This window comes from Rhizobium sp. CNPSo 3670 (assembly GCF_057784555.1).
Map to the genome: position 1 here is coordinate 41,838 of NZ_JBXSOL010000022.1, position 19,620 is coordinate 61,457.

Below are 19,620 nucleotides of genomic sequence, written 5' to 3' on the forward strand. Positions count from 1 at the left end.
TTTTGTCCCGTATTGATAGAAACGACATTCTGAACAAGCTTCGCTGCAAGATCGCCGAGGGCCGGCCGATCATCGGCGGCGGCGCCGGCACGGGCCTTTCGGCCAAGAGCGAGGAGGCCGGCGGCATCGACCTGATCGTGATCTATAATTCCGGCCGTTATCGCATGGCCGGGCGTGGCTCGCTGGCCGGCCTGTTGGCCTACGGCAATGCCAACGAAATCGTCAAAGAAATGGGCCGCGAGGTGCTGCCGGTCGTGCGCCACACGCCGGTGCTTGCCGGCGTCAATGGCACCGATCCCTTCATGCTGCCCGATCACTTCCTCGACGAATTGAAGGCTATGGGCTTTGCCGGCATCCAGAATTTTCCGACGGTAGGGCTGATCGACGGAACGTTCCGCGCCAATCTCGAAGAGACCGGCATGGGCTTTGAGCTGGAAATCGACATCGTCGCCCGTGCGCACGCTAAGGATATGCTGACGACACCCTATGTCTTCGGCAGCGATGACGCCGCCGCCATGACCAAGGCCGGTGCCGATATCGTCGTCTGCCACCTCGGCCTGACCACGGGAGGCGTGATCGGCGCCGAAACGGCGCTGACGCTCGACGGATGCGTGGAGAAGATCAACGCATGGTCGGATGCCGCGAGGTCGGTACGCGACGACGTCATCGTGCTCTGCCATGGCGGCCCGATCGCCATGCCGGCGGATGCGGCCTACGTGCTGGCCCTTTGCAAGGGATGCAACGGTTTCTACGGCGCAAGTTCGATGGAGCGGCTGCCGACCGAGGTCGCCATCCGCGCGCAGGTCGAGGACTTCGCCAGGATATAAGCGCGGTTAGACCGGCCGCATGCCAGCCGCCGGCGCCTCGTTGTGGGGCACCGGCATGTGAATCTCGATGGTTGACGACATCGCGGTAAAACTATTGCCGACGGCCATGCCGCCAACTGAACGATCAGCCGCGAGCCCATTCCGAAGCCGACCGCCGTTGCGTTGCGATGCTGCGGCATTTGTGTTTGATATCGGTCAAAACGGAGGTCGCCGGTGCCGGTATGATCGGTGCGGCTATTCGCATTCGGGATATCGGTTTCAATGTATCGAACGATCATCTGCGGCATCGGCATGGGTTCCCGGGAAACGGCAATCCGCCTCCTGCGTCGGGCGGCGGCGCTGTTGGACCACGGCGGCAACATTGTCGTCTTGCATGTCATCGAGAACATTCCGCACCGCCACCTCATGGATCTTCCGGAGGAGTTCGAAACGACGGCGATGGCCGAGGCTGAAAAGAAGCTCGTATCGCTCTGCAGGGAACTGGGTGTTCCGGCAACGATCGAGGTTCGCATTGGCGTTGCGGCCTCCATGCTCGTATCGGCCGCCGCTGAAAAATCGGCCGATCTCATCCTGCTGTCATCGCATGTCACCGATATCACCGACTACGTCTTTTCTTCGATTGTCGAAAAGGTCGTGCGTCGCGCGGGATGCTCGGTCCTCATCGATCGGCGTCCCGATCAGCCGCAGGAAGACGAAGCCGTTTTCTGAGTCTCAGGGCCTCCCCTCCCCGCCGGCGCCTTGACAACCTATATCACAGCCAAATCAACGGCAGAATTGGCTGCCTGAGCGGAGACATGCATGAGCCAGGATCCCTATGAGCTTCTGGGCGTGAAACGGGATGCGTCGCAAAAGGATATTCAAAGCGCGTTCCGTAAACTTGCCAAAAAATTGCACCCCGACCTGAACCCAGGCGACAGGAAGGCCGAGGAACGTTTCAAGGAAATTTCGACCGCCTACGAGATTCTGAGCGACGAAGAAAAGCGCGGACGCTTTGACCGCGGCGAGATCGATATGACAGGCGCCGAGCGGGCGCAGCGCAACTATTATCGCGACTATGCCTCGGCCGGCGGCGCCGATAATCCCTATCGCAACAGCGCCGGCTTTGCCGACTTCGGCGATGCCGATGACATTTTTGCGAGCTTCTTTTCGCGCCGTACCGGCGGCGGTCGGGCGCGCAGCCAGGGCCAGGACCGGCGCTTCTCCATGGAGGTCGATTTTCTCGAGGCCATCAACGGCACCAGAACCGAGGTCAAGCTCCCCGATGGCCCCGCGCTCGAGGTCGGGATCCCGCCGGGAACGCGCGACGGCCAGACTTTGCGGTTGCGCGGCAAGGGTGAATCGGGCATCGGCGGCGGGCCGGCGGGCGATGCGCTCATCGAAATTCATGTGCGCCCGCACCGTTTCTTCACGCGCGACGGCGACGACATCCGCCTCGAGCTGCCCATTTCGCTCAGCGAAGCGGTGCTCGGCGGCAAGCTTCGCGTCCCCACGCCTTCCGGCCCAGTCAATCTGACGCTGCCGCCTCATTCGAACACGGGGAAAGTCCTGCGCCTGAAGGGCAAGGGCGTTCCGAAACGCGGCGGCGGGCATGGTGACATCTACGTCACCTTGAAGATCGTGTTGCCCGACCAACCTGACGAACGGCTGCCGTCCCTGGTGAAGGAGTGGGCGGCGGCGCATCCATACGATCCGAGGAAGAACATGGAGGCCTGATCATGGATGATCATGAGTTCCGTCTTTACTTGAAAATCGATGTGGTCCAGCTCGATTTCTGGGTCGAACAGGGTTGGCTGATCCCGGAGACCTCAGGCGAAAAGCGACAGTTTCGCGATGCCGATGTCGCCCGCGCCCGGTTAATTCTGGATCTCATGGGCAATATGGGCGTCAACGAAGCCGGCGTCGATGTCGTCATGGATCTGGTCGATCAGCTTCATGGGATCAGGGGAACAATGAGTCAGCTGATGACCGCCATCTCCAGGCAGGAACGCGATGTCCAGCGGCGGTTGTTAGAATGTCTTGAGGATCTCGAACAGTTTTGACGAGGCCGCAGCTCGTGTCTATGTCGTGAACCAGTAGCGGACGATGTGGAAGAACAGCGGCGCGGCAAAGGTGATGGAGTCGAGACGATCGAGCACCCCGCCATGGCCCTCGATCACATAACCCCAGTCCTTGGCGTTGAGATCGCGCTTGATGGCCGAGAGCACGAAGCCGCCGAAGAAGCCCGCGACGACGATGACGGTGCTGACGGCTGCGGCCTGCAGAGGCGAGAACGGCGTCAGGCGATAGAGCAGCGTTCCCACCAGGATGGCCGATGCGCCGCCACCGAAGAGGCCTTCGAGCGTCTTCGATGGGCTGATGTTCGGCGAGAAGCGGTGCTTCCCCAGGAGCTTTCCCCAGACATACTGGAAGACGTCGCTGAGCTGCACCACGATGACGAGATAGACGAGCAGCAGGGCGGGCGGCGTGCCGGTCTCCAGCATCAGGAGCGCGGGGGCATGGCTGATCGAATAGACCGTCAGCATCAATCCCCATTGCACCCTGGCGGTGCGCGCCAGGAATTCGTTCACGTCGCCCGTCAGGGTCGCCACTGCCGGCAGGATTAGGAATGCATAGACCGGGATGAAGATCGAAAAGAGGCCGTACCATAGCGTCCCGAGCAGCACATATTGCACCGGCAGGACGACGAAGAAGGACAGGAACAGCGCCAGGTGATCGCCGCGTCGCGATGGCGTCAGCGTCCAGAATTCGCGCAGTGCCATGAAGGACAGGAATGCGAACAGGACGACCACAGCGGTGTCGCCGAGCAGGATCGCACCGCCGAATATCGCGACCATGATCCACCATGAGCGGATGCGGGCATTGAGGTTATGCACGGTGGCGACGGATCCGGGCTCGGTCGCGCGCCGCTGAAGGATGAAACCAATAGCGGAGGCGACGGCCAGCAGGCCGAGGATTGCGGCAAGCACGATGGAGAAAAAGCTGCTCATGCGATGTGCTTTCCGTCCGCTAACTCGATGACTGCTGCACGGGCGCGGGCCAGGAATGCGTCCTTCCCTTCGCCCGGTTCGACGCGCAGCGGCTTGCCGAAGCGGGCCGTGCAGGTGATCGGCACGATGAGCCAGCTTCCCTTCGGCAGGATGCGCTGAAGATTGTCGAGATGGATCGGCACGAGATCGACATCGGGGAAACGACAGGCAAGACGATAGATGCCGCTGCGGAACGGGGCGATCTCCTCGCTGGAGCTTCTCGTTCCTTCCGGGAAGATCAGGACCGAGCACCCCTCCTCCAGCAGGCGCTCGACCGGCTCCAGCGGGTTGCTGTCGGGCAGAGGCTTGCGGTCTATCAGGACGGCGCGCAGTCCTTTCTCGGCAATGAAACGCCGAAAGGCGCTCGTTCCCCAGTAATCGCGCGCCGCGACCGGGTGGGTCAGCCGTCGCACCGGCCACGGCAGGGCAGCCATGACGGCAACAGTATCGACATGGCTGTTGTGATTGGCGAAATAGATGCGGCGGCGAAGGTCGGGCGTACAGCCCCGCCACTCGCTTCGGGCGCCGACCATGATCCGCACGAACAGCACGAGAAGGCGACGGACGAGGGCGATCGCCCAGGACGACGACCGGCTCGCGATCGGCCGCCGCGAGGCGTCTTCTTCTTCACCCATTTCAATTTCCCCAACCCAATAGTTCTATGCATAGCCTGCCGGAGTCGTCGCGCCAAGCCCTGCAGACCCGGCTCGAGAAGCACGGCGGCACCGGGCATGCAGACCTAGGACGTCTCGTTCATTCAGCCAGGCTGCTGCGGCCGATTAGCCTGATTTTTGAGCCGGTTCACTGCTTGACACGTTTTTAGGCGCTACTATGATTTTTGAACCAGCTGGTAAAAAAAGGGGAACAATCAATGACCAAAGACATGTTGATTTCACGCCGGGCAGTGATCGCATCGGGCATTGCGCTCGGAGTGAGCAGCTTCGCCCCGCTCGCAAAGGCTGCCGCGCCGCTGAAAGTTGCCGGCATTCATGCGTCGCCGGTTGAAAATGCCTGGAACTCCTGTCTCCACAAGGCCCTTCAGGACGCGGCCAAGGACGGCGTCATCGAATATGTCTTCTCCGAAGGCGTCTCCGGCACCGATTATCCCCGCGCCATGCGCGAATATGCCGAACAGGGCAACAAGCTGATTATCGGCGAGGCCTATGCCGTGGAGAAGGAGGCCCGCCAGGTGGCGGCCGATTATCCGGATACGGCTTTCGTGCTGGGTTCGAGCGGCGAGCAGGCCGGCGATAATTTCGGTGTTTTCGGCACCTGGAATCACGACGGCGCCTATCTTGCAGGCATGCTTGCGGGCAAGATGACCAAGTCGAACATCGTCGGTTCAGTCGGCGCCATTCCGATTCCCGAGGTCAACATGCTGATCAACGCCTTCGCCGCCGGCGTCAAGGCGGTCAACCCTGATGCAAAACACCTCGTCGCATTCATCGGCACTTTCTTCGATCCGCCGAAGGCCCGTGAAGCTGGCCTTGCCCAGATCGACGCCGGCGCCGACATCCTGTTCGGCGAACGCATCGGCACGGCCGACGCCGCCAAGGAACGCGGCATCAGGTCGGTCGGCTCGCTGATCGATTATACGCCGCGTTATCCGGATACGGTCTTCGCCAACGCCATGTGGTACTTCCGTCCGATCCTGAATGCCGCGATCGCCGATGTCGCCGCCGGCAAGCCGGTGGGCCGGAACTACACATCCTACGGCCTGATGAAGGAAGGCGGCAGCGATATCGTCTTCGTCAAGGGTGTGGCGCCCGCCGAGGCGGAAGCCGCGATGGAAGCCAAGCGCGCGGAGATCAAGGCCGGCACCTTCGAAGTTCCGAAGATGATGGATGAGCCGAAGTAGTTCGTCCATGCAAGGCGACGCGACGGAACTGGCGGCAGCGATCAGGCGCGGCAGCCTGAGCGCTGCGGAAGCGATGCAGGCCTCCATCGTTATGGCTGGGCGGCATGAGCCGCTTGGCGCGATCGCCTATCTCGATGCCGCCATGGGCCTCGCCGCAGCGCATGCGTGCGACCGGGAGCGGCGGAGCGCGCCCGATCATTTCTCTGCGCGGCCCTTTGCCGGCGTGCCGACCCTGGCGAAGGATCTTGGCGGTCCCTTTGCCGGGCTGCCGGTCACGGCCGGTTCCCGCCTCTTCGAAAGAAAGGGCGGCGAAGCCGATTCCGATATCGCTTCCCGGTTCCGCGATGCCGGTTTCTGCCTGTTCGGCCTGACGACGAGCCCGGAATTCGGTCTTTCGCTCGCCAGCGAACCGGCGATCGGGCCTATCTGCCGCAATCCGCTCGATCCGGCCCGCACCGCCGGCGGCTCCTCCGGCGGTGCGGCGGCAGCGGTTGCGGCCGGGATCGTCGCAATTGCCCATGCCACCGACGCCGGCGGCTCGATCCGTGTGCCCGCCGCCTGCTGCGGCCTCGTCGGACTGAAGCCGACCCGCGGCGCCATTCCCGGCGGTCCATCCTTCGGCAACCACCTCGGCGGTATTGCCAGCGAACTGGCGGTCTGTCGCTCGGTGCGGGATACGGCGCTGATTTTCGACCGGTTGAGCGGCAATTCCCGCGGACCCGTTCCGGATCCCGCCCCCACCGATATCGACAACGGCCGTCTGCGGATCGGCCTGCTGACCGATACCGGGCCGACCTATTCGACCGAGGCTAGCCGGCTTGCCGCCGTCGAAGACGCGGCGCGCATGCTGGAGAGCGACGGACACGTCATCGTTCCTTTGGCGTGGGCCGATTTCGAATGGAGCGTCGCCGCCAGCGGCCGCGCCTTTGCCGATATCGTTTCCGTCAACCTTTCCGCACTCATCGAGGCAGCGGGTCTTGAGGAAAGCAGAGCCGAGCCTCTTACGCAGGCCTTCGCGGCCCGCGGGCGGGCGGTGTCGGCCACCATGCTCTGGAATACGCTGAGCGATGCCGTCCTGGTCAGCCATCGTCTCTGGTCATTGTTCGACGGGATCGATTGCATCCTGATGCCGATGCTTGCCTCAGCGCCCCTTGCGATCGGCTCCTTTCCGTCCGATCATGCCGACACTGATCGGCATCTCGAACGCATGGCGGCATTTGCGCCGCTTGCCTGTCTGGCCAATATCTCAGGTTTCCCTGCTTTGACGCTCCCTTTCGGACAGGATGAGCACGCCATGCCGCTGCCGGTGCAACTCATAGCGTCGATGGGCCAGGAGCCACGCCTCCTGTCGCTGGCGGCACGCCTGGAGGCCGAGGCGCGATGGCAGCACCGTTTTCCGGTCGCAGGATTGGCGACATGACCGGGCCTGTTCTGGAAATTATCAGTGTCAGCAAACGCTTCGGCGACAATCTCGCCAATGACGATATTTCCATGACGCTCGCGAGGGGCGAGATCGTGGCCCTGCTCGGCGAGAATGGTGCCGGCAAGACGACGCTGATGAGCATCCTTTTCGGCCATTACATGCCGGAGACCGGGCGAATTCTGATCGAGGGCGCGGAGGTGCCGCAGGGAAAGCCACGCGCGGCGATCCGCGCCGGTGTCGGCATGGTGCACCAGCATTTTTCGCTCGCCCCCAATCTGACGGTCATCGAAAATGTCATGACCGGCACTGAAAAACTGTGGTCCTGGCGGTCGGCAACATCGGCGGCGCGCAAGAAGCTCCTGGCGATTTCCGAACGCTTCGGCCTCACCGTCGATCCGGAAGCCCGCCTTGGCGATCTGTCGGTCGGCGAGCAGCAGCGGGTGGAAATCCTCAAGGCACTCTACAACGACGCCCGCATCCTGATCCTCGACGAGCCGACGGCGGTGCTGACCAACATCGAGGCCGAGCGACTGTTCACGACGCTGAAGGAGATGGCCCGCCAGGGCCTGTCGTTGATCTTCATTTCGCACAAGCTCGATGAGGTCATGGCGGCGGCCGATCGCATCGTCGTCTTGCGCGGAGGCAAGATGGTCGCCGAACGCAGGGCATCGGACACCAGCAAGGTGGAGCTTGCCGAATTGATGGTCGGACGCCGCGTGACACGGCCCGTGCGCGAACCATCGACACCCGGCGCCGTTGTCCTCGAAGCGGACGGTGTAACGGTGCGCACGGGCGGGGTCGACCGGCTGAAATCGATCAGCTTTCGGCTGCATCAGGGAGAGGTCCTCGGCATTATCGGCGTTTCCGGCAATGGCCAAGCGGCGTTGGCGCATGTTCTGTCGGGTACGCTGGCGCGCAGCGCCGGCGAGCTCAAGCTGTTCGGGGAAACCATCGGCAATCTCGGTGTCGCCGATATCGTCGAAGCCGGCATCGGCCGCATTCCCGAGGATCGCAACCACGAGGGTGTGATCGGCGAAATGGCGATCTGGGAAAACGCCGTGCTGGAGCGGATCACCTCGCCGGCCTTTTCGCGCCGTGGTCTCGTCAACCGCAAGGCCGGCATGGCCTTCGCCAGGGAGATCATTGACGGATTCGACGTTCGCGGCGGCGGCCCGGCCATCCGCACCCGGCTGCTTTCCGGCGGCAATATGCAAAAGCTCATTCTCGGGCGCAGCCTTTATCGGCGGCCGCGCATCCTGATCGCCGCCCAGCCTGCCCGCGGCCTCGACGAAGGTGCAGTCGCCACCGTGCACGCACGCCTGCTCGAAGCCCGCCGGCAGGGAACCGCCGTGCTGCTGATCTCGGAGGATCTCGACGAGGTGATCGCACTTGCAGACCGCATACAGGCGATCGTCGGCGGCCGCCTGTCGCCGCCCGTCGAGGCTGAAGACGCCGACGCCCGCAGGCTGGGGCTGATGATGGCCGGTGAATGGCAGGAAACTCCAGGGGCCGGCCATGCGATTTGAGCGCCGCGAGCACCGCCCGCTTTCCCTGCTGATATTCACGCCTGTCGTTGCGGTCATCGCAGCGCTGGCTCTGGCGGGCATCCTGATCGCGATTGCCGGCGCGCCCGTTCTCGATGCCTACCGGCGCATCCTAACCGGCGCCTTCGGCTCGCGGCTTTCGGCGACCGAAACACTGACGCGGGCAACGCCGCTGATGTTGACCGGGCTTGCGGCCGCCGTCGCCTTTCGGGCGCGGCTATGGAATATCGGCGCCGAGGGCCAGTTCTACCTCGGCGCCATCGCCGTCGCTGCGGCGAGTTCGAAGCTGCTTGGCAATCTCCCCGCGCCCATCCTCATCCCGCTCCTGCTGCTGATCGGCGCCACCGCCGGCATGGTGCTGATCCTGGTTCCGCTGTGGCTCAGGCTGCGCTTTTCCGTCGATGAGGTCGTCACCAGCCTGCTCCTGAACTTCATCGCCGTGCTTTTCGTCTCGATGTTGATCGACGGCGTTCTCAAGGATCCGCTCGCCTTCGGATGGCCGCAATCGCAATCCGTCAGCGATCACGCCATGCTGCCGAAACTGCTCGCCCGATCGCGCCTGCATATCGGCTTTGCGATCGCGATCGCTCTTGCCGTCGTCGTCCATTTCGTCCAGTCCCGCACCGTCTTCGGCATGCAGTCCCGCGCTGCGGGCCTCAATCCTGCCGGCGCGGTCTTCGCAGGCGTGCCGCTCGGCAGAACGCTGGTGAAGGTCGCCTGTCTCTCCGGCGGGCTGGCGGGGCTCGCCGGCGCGATCGAGGTGATGGGCGTCAAGGGTTACGTGACGACCGATCTGTCGCCCGGTTTCGGCTATGCCGGCATCGTCGTCGCCATGCTCGCCAACCTCAATCCGCTCGGCGTCGTCTTCGCCGCGATTTTTGCGGCCACCATGTTCGTGGGCGCCGACGGCATGAGCCGCGGCCTCGGCATTCCGACCTATATCGCCGATGTGACGGTGGCGCTGTCGCTGTTGACGATGCTGATCGCGTTGTTCTTCACCCAGTACAGGATCCGGCGATGACGCAATTGTTCGACATTATCGCCTCCGCCGGCATCTGGGCGGCGATCCTGCGGATCGCCACGCCGCTGATCTTCGGCACGCTCGGCGCCTTGCTGTGCGAACGGGCCGGCGTGCTCAATCTCGGCATCGAAGGCATCATGACCTTTGGGGCGATGATCGGCTGGCTATCCGTCTATCATGGCGCCGATCTCTGGACCGGCCTGCTGATTGCCGCGATAGCCGGCGGCGTCTTCGGCCTGCTGCATGCGGGGCTGACGGTGACGCTCGGCCTCTCGCAGCATGTCTCCGGCCTCGGCGTCACGCTCTTTGCGTCAAGTTTCAGCTATTATGTCTTCCGGTTGATCGTGCCGCTTGCCAACACTCCGCCGACCATCGCGCCGTTCCAGCCGATCGCCATTCCCGGCCTCTCGACGCTACCCTTCATCGGCCCCGCCTTCTTCACCCAAACCGCGCCGACCTATCTTGCGATCGTGATCGCGCTCTTGATGGGCTATATCATCTTCCGCACGCCCGTGGGGCTTGCGATCCGCATGACCGGTGAGAACCCGCATGCGGCGGAAGCCCAGGGCGTCAATCCGATGAAGGTGCGTTACGGCGCGGTCATCGCCGGCAGCGCGCTGATGGGAATGGGCGGCGCCTTCCTGACCTTGTCGGCGTTCAACAGTTTCTTCCCGACCATGGTGCAGGGGCGCGGATGGATCTGCATCGCGCTCGTCGTGTTCGCCTCCTGGCGCCCGGGCCGCGCGCTTTTCGGCGCCCTGCTCTTCGCCTTCTTCGATGCCTTTCAGCTTCGGCTGCAAACCGTGCTGAGCGGGCTCGTGCCTTATCAGCTCTTCCTGATGACGCCCTATATCCTCTCCATTGCCGCGCTTGCCGTGATGGCCCGCCGCGCCCGCGTTCCGCAGGCGCTGATGCAGCCCTATCGCCGCGGCGAGCGCTAAAACCACCACATCCAACGAGGCTCCGATGTTCGATCTGATCGTCCGAAACGCAAATCTTCCCGATGGCCGCAGCGGCATCGACATCGGCATTCAGGGCGGCAGGATCGCTGCCGTCGAGCGTAATCTCAAAGCTCAGGCGGGCGAAGAAATCGACGCCACCGGCAGGCTGGTCAGCCCGCCTTTCGTCGATCCTCATTTTCATATGGACGCTACCCTGTCGCTCGGCCTGCCGCGCATGAACGTCTCCGGTACCCTGCTCGAAGGCATCGCGCTGTGGGGCGAGCTGCGTCCGATCGTGACGAGGGAAGAGCTGGTCGATCGTGCCCTGCGCTATTGCGATCTGGCCGTGACGCAAGGCCTGCTCTTCATCCGCAGCCATGTCGATACCAGCGATCCCAGGCTGGTGACCGTCGAGGCGATGATCGAGGTCCGCGAAAGGGTCGCGCCCTATATCGACCTGCAACTGGTCGCCTTTCCGCAGGACGGCTATTACCGCTCGCCGGGTGCAATCGACGCACTCAACCGCGCCCTCGACATGGGCGTCGACATCGTCGGCGGCATACCGCACTTCGAACGGACGATGGGCGAAGGGACGGCCTCGGTCGAGGCGCTCTGCCGCATCGCCGCCGATCGCGGCCTGCCCGTCGACATGCATTGCGACGAAACCGACGATCCGCTGTCGCGCCATATCGAAACGCTGGCGGCTGAAACCATCCGCTTCGGCCTGCAGGGACGTGTCGCCGGCTCGCATCTGACCTCGATGCATTCGATGGACAATTACTATGTCTCCAAGCTTATCCCGCTGATGGCGGAGGCTGAAATCAACGTCATCCCCAATCCACTGATCAACATCATGCTGCAGGGCCGGCACGATACTTATCCGAAACGCCGCGGCATGACCCGCGTGCGTGAGTTGATGGATGCCGGGCTCAACGTCTCCTTCGGGCACGATTGCGTTATGGACCCGTGGTATTCGATGGGATCGGGCGACATGCTCGAGGTTGGCCACATGGCGATCCATGTCGCGCAGATGGCCGGCATCGACGACAAGAGGAAGATCTTCGACGCGTTGACCGTCAACTCGGCGAAGACGATGGGCTTGGAAGGTTACGGTCTGGAGACGGGATGCAACGCCGACCTCGTCATCCTGCAGGCGAGCGACCCGCTGGAAGCGCTGCGACTGAAGCCGAACCGGCTGACGGTGATCCGCCGCGGCAAGGTCGTCGCCCGCTCGGCGCCGCGCATCGGCGAGCTTTTCCTGGATGGGCGCCCGGCCCGGATCGACGGCGGCCTGGATTACGCACCGCGCTATTGAGACGTATCGACGCCTGCTCGGCGAGCTGTGATGATCCAGGCGCGGGAGTCGAAGAACACCCCCTCCGGCGTCATATGCGCCTCGAGCAAATCGCGCAGTCGCTGCAGCGCTTTGCCAGGCGGTTCACCGGTATGCGCAAGCGCGTCCTTCACAAGATAAAGGCCGGCGAGCGCATCAGACGCCGCATTGACATCTGGTCCATAGAAGACCGGCTCTCGCACGTCGATAAAGTCAATCGAGGCAAAGCCTGCTGCGCGCATAAGGTCGGTAGCAACAGCGGGATCACTGAGCGAAAAGGGATCCGGAGTATCCGTAGAAACCGCAATCGGGGCCGCCAAGGCTCGGCGGATGGCGCCGGACCACTCGTTGCGCTCCGCGCTTTGCCACACCATCCACACAAGGCGCGCGCCCGGACGCATAGCCCGACCGATGTTGGCAAAGGCGGCTGCCGGATCGGCAAAAAACATCACGCCGAACCGGCTGATGCAGAGGTCGAAACTGGCAGCCGGAAAGGCGTGGAATTGCGCGTCTGCCTGCTCGAACATCACATTTCGCAAACCCTCCGCAGCGCTCCGTCGCCTTGCGATCTGGAGCATTTCTACGGAAATATCCACACCGACCGCTTCTCCTTGAGACGCGGCGCGGGCGGCTTCACGCGTCGTCTGCCCCGCACCGCAGCCGATATCGAGCACCCGGTCATCCGCGCCGACATCGGCAGCATCCCGAAGGTGCCGGTTATGGCGCGCCAATTCTGCATCGTAAAAATCGGCACGATCGAACGCCATGACACTGACTCTGCTTCGCGTGAGCTTCGATCATCGGTTTGATGAGAATGCCGGAGTTCCTCCCGGCATCCATGAGCGGTATCAGGCGATCTTCTGGCGGGTCGGCAGTTTCCAGCCGGGCCGGACGAAGTGGCAGGTATAGCCGTTCGGGATCCGCTCCAGATAATCCTGGTGCTCGGGTTCGGCCTCCCAGAAATCGCCGGCCGGCACAATTTCGGTGACGACCTTGCCGGGCCACAGGCCCGAAGCATCGACGTCGGCGATCGTATCGCGGGCGACACGCTCCTGCTCAGGACTGGTGTAGAAAATCGCCGAGCGATAGCTCGTCCCGACGTCGTTGCCCTGGCGGTTGCGTGTGGTCGGATCGTGGATCTGGAAGAAGAATTCGAGGATTTCGCGGTAGTTGATCCGGGCGGGGTCGAAGATGATCTCGATCGCCTCGGCATGGGTCCCGTGGTTGCGGTAAGTGGCATTCGGCACATCGCCGCCGGTATAACCGACGCGGGTCGAGATCACGCCCTTGTAGCGGCGGATGAGGTCCTGCATGCCCCAGAAGCAACCGCCGGCGAGCACTGCACGTTCTTCGGTCATTGGAGGTCTCCTTGTTTGCCATGAGATAGTGTCTCACGTCGCCGATTTCCATAAGATGGAAATCTGCAGGCGGCGGCTATGTCCTAATCCGGAAACCCTCCCTGAGCCAGGGATGCAGCGCCCTGCTGGCGGCTAGGATGTCTCCAGCGCCGTCGACTGTCGCGCCGGAAAAACGCGTGACTATGCCGCCGGCCTCTTCGACCATCAGCGCCGAAGCGCCGAAATCATGGATCGAGAGGCCGTCCTCGAAGAAGCCGTCCAGCCGGCCGCAGGCGACATAGGCGATCGACAGCGCTGCCGAGCCCAGGCGACGCACGCCTGCCGTATTCGCCATAAGGCGCTTGATGGCTTCGAAATAGGTGTCTTCCGCCACCGCCTTGACCTGGCCCGGGATGGGCAGGCCGGCGCCGATCAGCACGTTCTCGATGTCGCCGACATCGGCGCAACGGATGCGCTCGCCATTGAGATAGGCGCCGCCGCCGATCTCGGCGCTGAAGAGCTCGTCCTGCATGGCATCATAGACGACGCCGACCACCTGCCTGCTGCCTTCGGCGATCGAGATCGTGATACCGAAATGCGGGAGGCCCCAGGCGTAATTGGTCGTGCCGTCGATCGGGTCGATGTAGATGATCGGCGTCTCCGGCCCGGCCGTGCGGTTGCCGACAGCCTCCTCGCCCTGGATGGCATAATCGGGAAAGGCCTTCGTCAGCTCCTCGACGATGATACGCTCGACCGCTACATCGATCTCGGTCTGGTAATCGCGGGGCGCCTTGGCCAGCATTTCCCCGGATGTCCGCCGCCGTAGGGAGGCTCGGGCCGTCTCGCCCGCCTTCAACACCGTTTCGGCAAGCACGATGAGGCGGGGCGACGCGTTCGGGGAAAGGCGCGCTGATGTCGGGGAGGATGCCATGAAGAAAATCCGGATGCTGCAGATATGAACGAAGTGAATCGTGCGGAGCCACTCCCTTCGCAGAGACCGGTGAGGGTTTTTTGAAGCTGTCCGCGCCTGACGGGTCTTATATCAGGCGCTCGGTCGATGCGTCAAAGAGATGGACCTGGACCGGCTCGACAGAAAGTCCGATCATCTCTCCTGGTCTGACCTTGTCGCGCCGCGTCTCGACGATCGTCAGTTCCGGCTGCGTCGCTGCGACGATGAAGGTCGAGGAGCCTGTCGACTCGACAAAGGCGATCGGCACGTCGAAGCTGCCCTGCCCGGGCGCGACCACCTCGATATGCTCCGGCCGGATGCCGGCGACGAGCTTACGTCCAGGTTCGACCACGCGTGCTATCGCAAGCCTCTGCTTCACCGCTCCGAAATCCAATACAAGGCTCTTGCCGTCTTCGGCAGCGATGGCGGGAATGAAATTCATCGCCGGCGAGCCGATGAAGCCGGCGACGAAGCGGTTGGCCGGACGGTCGTATAGGTCAAGCGGCGCGCCCTGCTGTTCGATGATGCCGTCGCGCATCACTACCACGTGGTCGGCCATGGTCATCGCTTCGACCTGATCGTGCGTGACGTAAACGAAGGTTGCGCCCAGCCGGTCGTGCAGGGCGCGGATTTCCTTGCGCATCGAGACACGCAGCGCAGCATCAAGGTTGGAAAGCGGCTCGTCGAACAGGAAGGCTTGGGGATTGCGGATAATGGCGCGGCCCATGGCGACGCGCTGCCGTTGGCCCCCGGAAAGCTGGCGCGGATAACGGTCGAGCAGCCGGGAAAGACCGGTGATAACAGCGACTTCCTCGGCTTTCTTTTTTGCTTCGGCCTTAGGGACGCCGTGCATTTTCAGTGAATAGGTCAGATTCTGTTCTACCGTCATATGTGGATAGAGGGCGTAACTCTGAAAAACCATGGCTATATCGCGTGACCGCGGCGGCACGTCGTTCATCACCTTGCCGGCAATCTTCAGCGTACCGCCGGTGATTTTTTCCAGCCCGGCGAGCGAACGGAGCAACGTGGACTTACCGCATCCGGACGGGCCGACCAGCGCCACGAACGTGCCCTTGGGAATTGAAAGGTTGACGTTCTTAAGCGCGTGAAAAGCGCCGTAGTGCTTCTCGACGCCCGAGAGTTCGATTTGGATGTCCTGGCTCATACCGAAAACCTTGCTGGCCCCCAAACGGGACCGATGAGATGGTCAAGGGTGAAAAACGTGGTCACTTGACCGCTCCGGCGGCGATGCCGCGTGTTAGGGTACGCTGGAAGATCAAGAAGAAGATCACGGTCGGTATTATACCCAGGAAAGCGGCCGAGGCCTGCAGCACCGGGTCCGACATGTTCTGTCCGCGGGTAAGGCCCATGGCAACCGAGACCGTCTGGTTGTTGTTGGACACCAGCATGACGAGCGGGATCAAGAATTCGTTCCAGGTCCAGATGAAAAAGAAGGTTCCGAGGACCATGAGCGTAGGTCTCAGCACCGGGACGACTACGAACCAAAGCGTCTTCCAGTGGGTCGAGCCATCCATCTCCGCCGCTTCAAGGATTTCCTTGGGAAAGGTACTCAGCACGGTCGAGAGCAGGTAAGTCCCAAAAGCGCTTTGCAGGACCGCAAAAATGATGATCACGGAAAGCTGTGTATCGTAGAGGCCGCTCGCTTTCGCCATGTAGTAAAGCGGGTAAATGATAGACTCCTGCGGCACCATGATGCCGAGAAGAAAGACCACCAAAATCACGCGCGAGCCCGGCACCTTGCCGACTCCAATCGCATAGGCGTTGAACAGGCTTATCAGTACCCCTAATACCGAAACAGCGAGACTGATCACCACACTGTTGAGCAGCTTGCGGCTGAAATCCGACACCGTCCAGAATTTCTCGATCGCCGTGAGATCGATCGACCGAGGAATCGAAAGCGGTCCGCCGACTGCGTATTCGGCGCTCGCCTTGAAGGCATTGAGCAGAGCAAGGAAAAAGGGAAAGAGTGTAAAGGCGAGAAGTAGAATGAGGATGGCCAGCACCACCCACCGCATGGGGTCGCGTCGCGCACCATCGGCTGCCGCCGTCGCCTTTGCCTTGGTCTTACCATCGCTGAGAACTGAGTAAGCCATGATCTACCCCTTCGACTCCTGCCGGCTCTGGAAGCGTAGGAAAATCACAGCCAAAGCGATCGTCAGAGTCGTCTGCACGACCGCGATAGCTGCAGCATAGCCGACGCGTTGTGTTGTGAAGAAGTGGTAGTAGGTCAGATAGGATGGCACGAGCGTGGAGTTGTCGGGGCCGCCGGCGGTGATGACAAAAATTGGCGCAAAGACTTTAAGTGCTGCGATCAACGTGGTCAGCACGACGACCAAAATCTCCGGCGCCAGGAGTGGGATCGTGAGTGTCACCAGCCGGCTCCACCAGTTTGCCCCGTCGAGGTCGGCAGCCTCGTAGAGAGACGGGTCGATGCGCGAAAGACCGGCCATGAAAACCACCAGGCAATAACCGACCTGTATCCAGACAATAACGAGCGAGACGGCAGCAAGCGCGTATGTCGCATCGCCGATCCAGTTCTGGGCAAGATTATCAAGGCCGATGGCCTTTAGCGTGATGTTGATGACACCGACTGGGTTGAGAATCCAGCCCCAGAGCACGCCCGCGACCGTTACTGGCAGGATCTGCGGCAAGTAAAAACCGGCCCTGAAGAAGCTTGAGACCCATTCCCCGAATTGGTCCCTGACATAGTCGAACAGCAGAGCGGCCAGGACCAGGCCGATGCACACGGGTATCACGGTCATCGAGACGATGAACAGCAGCGTGTGATACATCGATCCCCAGAATTGATCGTCCGCAAGTAGGCGATGATAATTCTGCAGGCCGACCGGTCGCGGCGTGCCAACGCCTTTCCATGCCGTGAAGCTCAGCCCGATATTAGCAAGCTGCGGTATGAGCACGATCAGAATGAAGCCGATCACCCCCGGGATGAGGTAGAGGCTATAGCTTTGTGACCCGTCGGTCGATCGCTGGCTGGATATGGCCATGTCATTCTTCCTTCAGCCTACCACAATGGGCTGCGCCGGAGCGCAGCCCAGCGTTCAAGGTCGCGCTACTGGTTCTCCTGCGCGTCGTCGTAGACCTGCTTGATCTCTTCGACGAACTGCTCCGCAGTCAGACTGCCCTGGAAGAGGCCGGTGTCTTTCTGATTGAGCACGTCGTAGTAGCCGGGGACCGGCCAGTCAGGATAGAAGCCGAGGCCGTTTTTGTCAGAGATCTGCTTGAAAACCGCTGCGGCGTTCTTGCCGATGGGATTGGTGATGGCGGAAAGATCAGCGGCGATCGGGACGCCGCCCGCATTGCCGAGTTCAGCTTGGTACTTCGGCGACAAGGTCAGGCTGATCCACTCGGCGGCGAGGTCGGGATTCTTGCTGCTCTTGGGAACGACCCAGAGATTGCCTGTCGAGCCGACAGAATATTTCGGCGTCGGAATCACGAACTGACCCCACTTGAAGTCCTTGATCGTCGAGGCAAAGGTGCCGAGATTCCACGTGCCCGAGACGTACATCGGTGCCTTGCCGGAGGTAAACAGCAAAGCAGCGTCCGGGTCCTTCATGCCCGTGGAGTCCTTGCTGATGTAGCCCTTGCTAACCCAGTCGACCAATGTCTGCGCCGCATAGAGGTAAGGCGCGCCGTCGAGAGGAGCCTTTAAACCCTGATAATTCTGGATCCAGGCGTCATCGGCCTTGGTGTAGGCGAGAGAGGCAAGCAAGTGCTGGCCACTGGTGTCGATGGCACCGAGCGCGAGAGGCGTGATACCTTTCTGCTTGAAGGCTTCCAAGTCAGCGACCCACTCTTCAAGCGTCGTCGGCGGCTTGAGGCCTGCCTTTTCGAACATGTCAATATTGTAGAAGCACGAAACATATTCGCCGAAGACAGAGACGCCCCAAACAGGGCCGGAGCCATAGATGCCCTTTTCGTCATAACGGCTCAGGACAAAATCGCCTTCGTTAAGGATCTTGTCCCAGCCCTCCTTCTTCACATAGTCATCCAGATTGGTCAGCAATCCCTGGCTTGCAACCAAGCCAGCGGTCGCATTGCCCTTATTGTACTCGAGCACGTCGGGGGCCTGATCGGAATTGAGGATCATGCCACCTGAGGCCTGCAACTGCTGAAAGGTCTTCTGCTCAAAGCTGACGTTGATATCAGGATGTTTCGCCTTGAACTCCTCGAGCGCCTTCTTCCAGACAATGCCCTGAGCCGTGGTCGGCTCCTCGAACCACCAGATCTTGAAGGTCTTCTGTTCGGCATGGCCGATCGATGTCATCAGCATCGCCGTACCGAGTGCTAGCGCAAGTGTTGCAATTCTTTTCATGCCTTCCTCCCAAAAAAGCGGCTGCGCCGCGAAAAGACCAGTTAGTCAGTCATGGCGCCCCGCCCCGGCCTCCCAGCCCGGCAGCGCTCCATTTTAGGCGGTTGATCAGGGATCAACAATGAAATCTCCGCCCCGGCATTTCTTTAGATAGTTGAGCCCGTGAACCTGGCCAGTCATCTCAAGTTCGTCGCGATAGACCGGGTCGTGCCAGCCTTCGATGTCAATCGAGCCGGACCAGCCGGCAAGGCGCAGCTCGGAAATGATGTCGGTCCAGTTGCTGTCGCCGAAGCCCGGCGTGCGCATGAAGACGAACTTTTCCTTGCCGAAGATGCCGTGTTCCTTGATGACCTCCCAGCGGATGGTCGCGTCTTTGCCGTGGACGTGGAAAAACTTGTGCGCCCATTTGCGGATCTGCGGCATGGGATCGATCAGATAGACCATCTGATGGCAGGGTTCCCATTCCAGCCCGATATGATCATCCGGCGTCTCGTTGAAGATCAATTCCCAGGCATCCGGGTTGTGAGCGATGTTCCAGTCGCCACTCGCCCAATTGCCATCCATGGCACAATTCTCGAAGGCGATCTTGACGCCTTTGTCGGCGGCGCGCTTGGCGAGTTCGCTCCAGATCTCTTTGTAGCGCGGCAGACTGTCGGTCAGCGGCTTGCCGCGAATGCGTCCGGTGAAGCCGGCGACGCAGGTGGCGCCGAAATGATGGGCGTTGTCGATGCAGTCCTTCCAGCCCTGCAACGTCTCCCGGTCGATCGCGTCCTCTTCCAGCGGATTGCCGAACATGCCGAGCGTCGAAATGGTGATGTCGCGGTCGCCGATCGCATCGAGGCAGCGCTTGCCGAGCTCGGCGAGGTTCTGTCCCTTCGTCGTCTGCCAGAAAAAGGGCTCGAAGCTTTCGAAGCCCAGGTCGGCAATCTGACTGATGCGCGCGGCGGCATCACCCTTGTTGCCGCTGACCATGGTGCCGATGCGAATGGATTTTGCAGGGTTGCTCACGT

Annotated in this window: 20 protein-coding genes; 10 read left to right on the forward strand and 10 right to left on the reverse strand. The window is 61.8% G+C overall.

Annotation, left to right across the window (positions count from 1 at the left end; translation table 11 throughout):
- The first annotated feature begins 2 nt into the window (after positions 1–2).
- The 4 genes from AC13QO_RS21575 to AC13QO_RS21590 all read left to right on the forward strand — a co-directional run bounded on the left by AC13QO_RS21575 (position 3) and on the right by AC13QO_RS21590 (position 2,866).
- Positions 3–827, forward strand: a complete 825-nt coding sequence (locus AC13QO_RS21575; protein WP_488541763.1) for a phosphoenolpyruvate hydrolase family protein — start codon at positions 3–5, stop codon at positions 825–827.
- 261 nt (positions 828–1,088) lie between these two features.
- On the forward strand, positions 1,089–1,535 hold the full coding sequence (locus tag AC13QO_RS21580) for a universal stress protein (protein ID WP_488541764.1): 447 nt from the start codon (positions 1,089–1,091) through the stop codon (positions 1,533–1,535).
- Between the two features lie 90 nt (positions 1,536–1,625).
- The gene (locus tag AC13QO_RS21585; RefSeq protein ID WP_488541765.1) at positions 1,626–2,540 is read left to right on the forward strand and encodes a DnaJ C-terminal domain-containing protein; all 915 of its coding nucleotides are present in this window, start codon (positions 1,626–1,628) and stop codon (positions 2,538–2,540) included.
- Between the two features lie 2 nt (positions 2,541–2,542).
- Positions 2,543–2,866 (forward strand): chaperone modulator CbpM, encoded by a 324-nt coding sequence (locus AC13QO_RS21590; protein WP_085781530.1) that lies wholly within the window; start codon positions 2,543–2,545, stop codon positions 2,864–2,866.
- Positions 2,867–2,884: 18 nt separating this feature from the next.
- Here the strand turns inward: AC13QO_RS21590 and AC13QO_RS21595 are convergent, their stop codons facing one another.
- A complete protein-coding gene (locus tag AC13QO_RS21595) occupies positions 2,885–3,814 on the reverse strand; it encodes a phosphatidate cytidylyltransferase (RefSeq protein WP_430957490.1) in 930 nt (309 codons plus the stop codon).
- The gene (locus AC13QO_RS21600; protein WP_245362255.1) at positions 3,811–4,488 is read right to left on the reverse strand and encodes a lysophospholipid acyltransferase family protein; all 678 of its coding nucleotides are present in this window, start codon (positions 4,486–4,488) and stop codon (positions 3,811–3,813) included. The genes AC13QO_RS21595 and AC13QO_RS21600 overlap by 4 nt, the downstream gene beginning before the upstream one ends.
- 236 nt (positions 4,489–4,724) lie before the next feature.
- Here AC13QO_RS21600 and AC13QO_RS21605 point away from each other — a divergent pair, with 236 nt between their 5' ends.
- From AC13QO_RS21605 to AC13QO_RS21630, 6 genes are read left to right on the forward strand one after another with little or no spacing between them, the layout of a single operon-like run.
- Positions 4,725–5,711, forward strand: coding sequence for a BMP family protein (locus AC13QO_RS21605; protein ID WP_285192433.1), 987 nt, complete (start codon positions 4,725–4,727; stop codon positions 5,709–5,711).
- Between the two features lie 7 nt (positions 5,712–5,718).
- Positions 5,719–7,131, forward strand: coding sequence for an amidase (locus AC13QO_RS21610; protein ID WP_488541794.1), 1,413 nt, complete (start codon positions 5,719–5,721; stop codon positions 7,129–7,131).
- Positions 7,128–8,660: an ABC transporter ATP-binding protein gene (locus tag AC13QO_RS21615; RefSeq protein WP_488541766.1), complete on the forward strand. Its 1,533-nt coding sequence runs from the start codon at positions 7,128–7,130 to the stop codon at positions 8,658–8,660. The genes AC13QO_RS21610 and AC13QO_RS21615 overlap by 4 nt, the downstream gene beginning before the upstream one ends.
- Positions 8,650–9,699 (forward strand): ABC transporter permease, encoded by a 1,050-nt coding sequence (locus AC13QO_RS21620; RefSeq protein WP_488541767.1) that lies wholly within the window; start codon positions 8,650–8,652, stop codon positions 9,697–9,699. Before AC13QO_RS21615 ends, AC13QO_RS21620 begins: the two co-directional genes overlap by 11 nt.
- Complete coding sequence (locus AC13QO_RS21625; RefSeq protein ID WP_285192436.1) at positions 9,696–10,640, forward strand: ABC transporter permease; 945 nt, start codon at positions 9,696–9,698, stop codon at positions 10,638–10,640. Before AC13QO_RS21620 ends, AC13QO_RS21625 begins: the two co-directional genes overlap by 4 nt.
- Before the next feature lie 25 nt (positions 10,641–10,665).
- A complete protein-coding gene (locus AC13QO_RS21630) occupies positions 10,666–11,955 on the forward strand; it encodes an amidohydrolase family protein (protein WP_488541768.1) in 1,290 nt (429 codons plus the stop codon).
- Here the strand turns inward: AC13QO_RS21630 and AC13QO_RS21635 are convergent.
- The 8 genes from AC13QO_RS21635 to AC13QO_RS21670 all read right to left on the reverse strand — a co-directional run bounded on the left by AC13QO_RS21635 (position 11,949) and on the right by AC13QO_RS21670 (position 19,618).
- Entirely contained in the window at positions 11,949–12,740 is a 792-nt protein-coding gene (locus AC13QO_RS21635) for a class I SAM-dependent methyltransferase (RefSeq protein ID WP_488541769.1), read from the reverse strand. The two genes, AC13QO_RS21630 and AC13QO_RS21635, sit on opposite strands and share 7 nt — an antisense overlap.
- Before the next feature lie 81 nt (positions 12,741–12,821).
- On the reverse strand, positions 12,822–13,331 hold the full coding sequence (gene msrA / locus AC13QO_RS21640; RefSeq protein ID WP_285192438.1) for a peptide-methionine (S)-S-oxide reductase MsrA: 510 nt from the start codon (positions 13,329–13,331) through the stop codon (positions 12,822–12,824).
- 76 nt (positions 13,332–13,407) lie between these two features.
- Positions 13,408–14,241: an inositol monophosphatase family protein gene (locus AC13QO_RS21645; RefSeq protein WP_285192439.1), complete on the reverse strand. Its 834-nt coding sequence runs from the start codon at positions 14,239–14,241 to the stop codon at positions 13,408–13,410.
- A gap of 106 nt (positions 14,242–14,347) precedes the next feature.
- Positions 14,348–15,424: an ABC transporter ATP-binding protein gene (locus AC13QO_RS21650; protein ID WP_285192440.1), complete on the reverse strand. Its 1,077-nt coding sequence runs from the start codon at positions 15,422–15,424 to the stop codon at positions 14,348–14,350.
- 61 nt (positions 15,425–15,485) lie between these two features.
- Positions 15,486–16,373 carry a carbohydrate ABC transporter permease gene (locus tag AC13QO_RS21655; protein ID WP_285192441.1) on the reverse strand — a complete coding sequence of 296 codons (888 nt, stop codon included), beginning with the start codon at positions 16,371–16,373 and terminating at the stop codon, positions 15,486–15,488.
- A 3-nt stretch (positions 16,374–16,376) separates the two neighbouring features.
- Positions 16,377–17,285, reverse strand: a complete 909-nt coding sequence (locus AC13QO_RS21660) for a carbohydrate ABC transporter permease (RefSeq protein WP_488541770.1) — start codon at positions 17,283–17,285, stop codon at positions 16,377–16,379.
- A 65-nt stretch (positions 17,286–17,350) separates the two neighbouring features.
- The gene (locus AC13QO_RS21665) at positions 17,351–18,613 is read right to left on the reverse strand and encodes an ABC transporter substrate-binding protein (RefSeq protein ID WP_221127040.1); all 1,263 of its coding nucleotides are present in this window, start codon (positions 18,611–18,613) and stop codon (positions 17,351–17,353) included.
- 105 nt (positions 18,614–18,718) lie between these two features.
- Positions 18,719–19,618 carry a sugar phosphate isomerase/epimerase family protein gene (locus tag AC13QO_RS21670; RefSeq protein WP_285192443.1) on the reverse strand — a complete coding sequence of 300 codons (900 nt, stop codon included), beginning with the start codon at positions 19,616–19,618 and terminating at the stop codon, positions 18,719–18,721.
- Positions 19,619–19,620 lie beyond the last annotated feature (2 nt).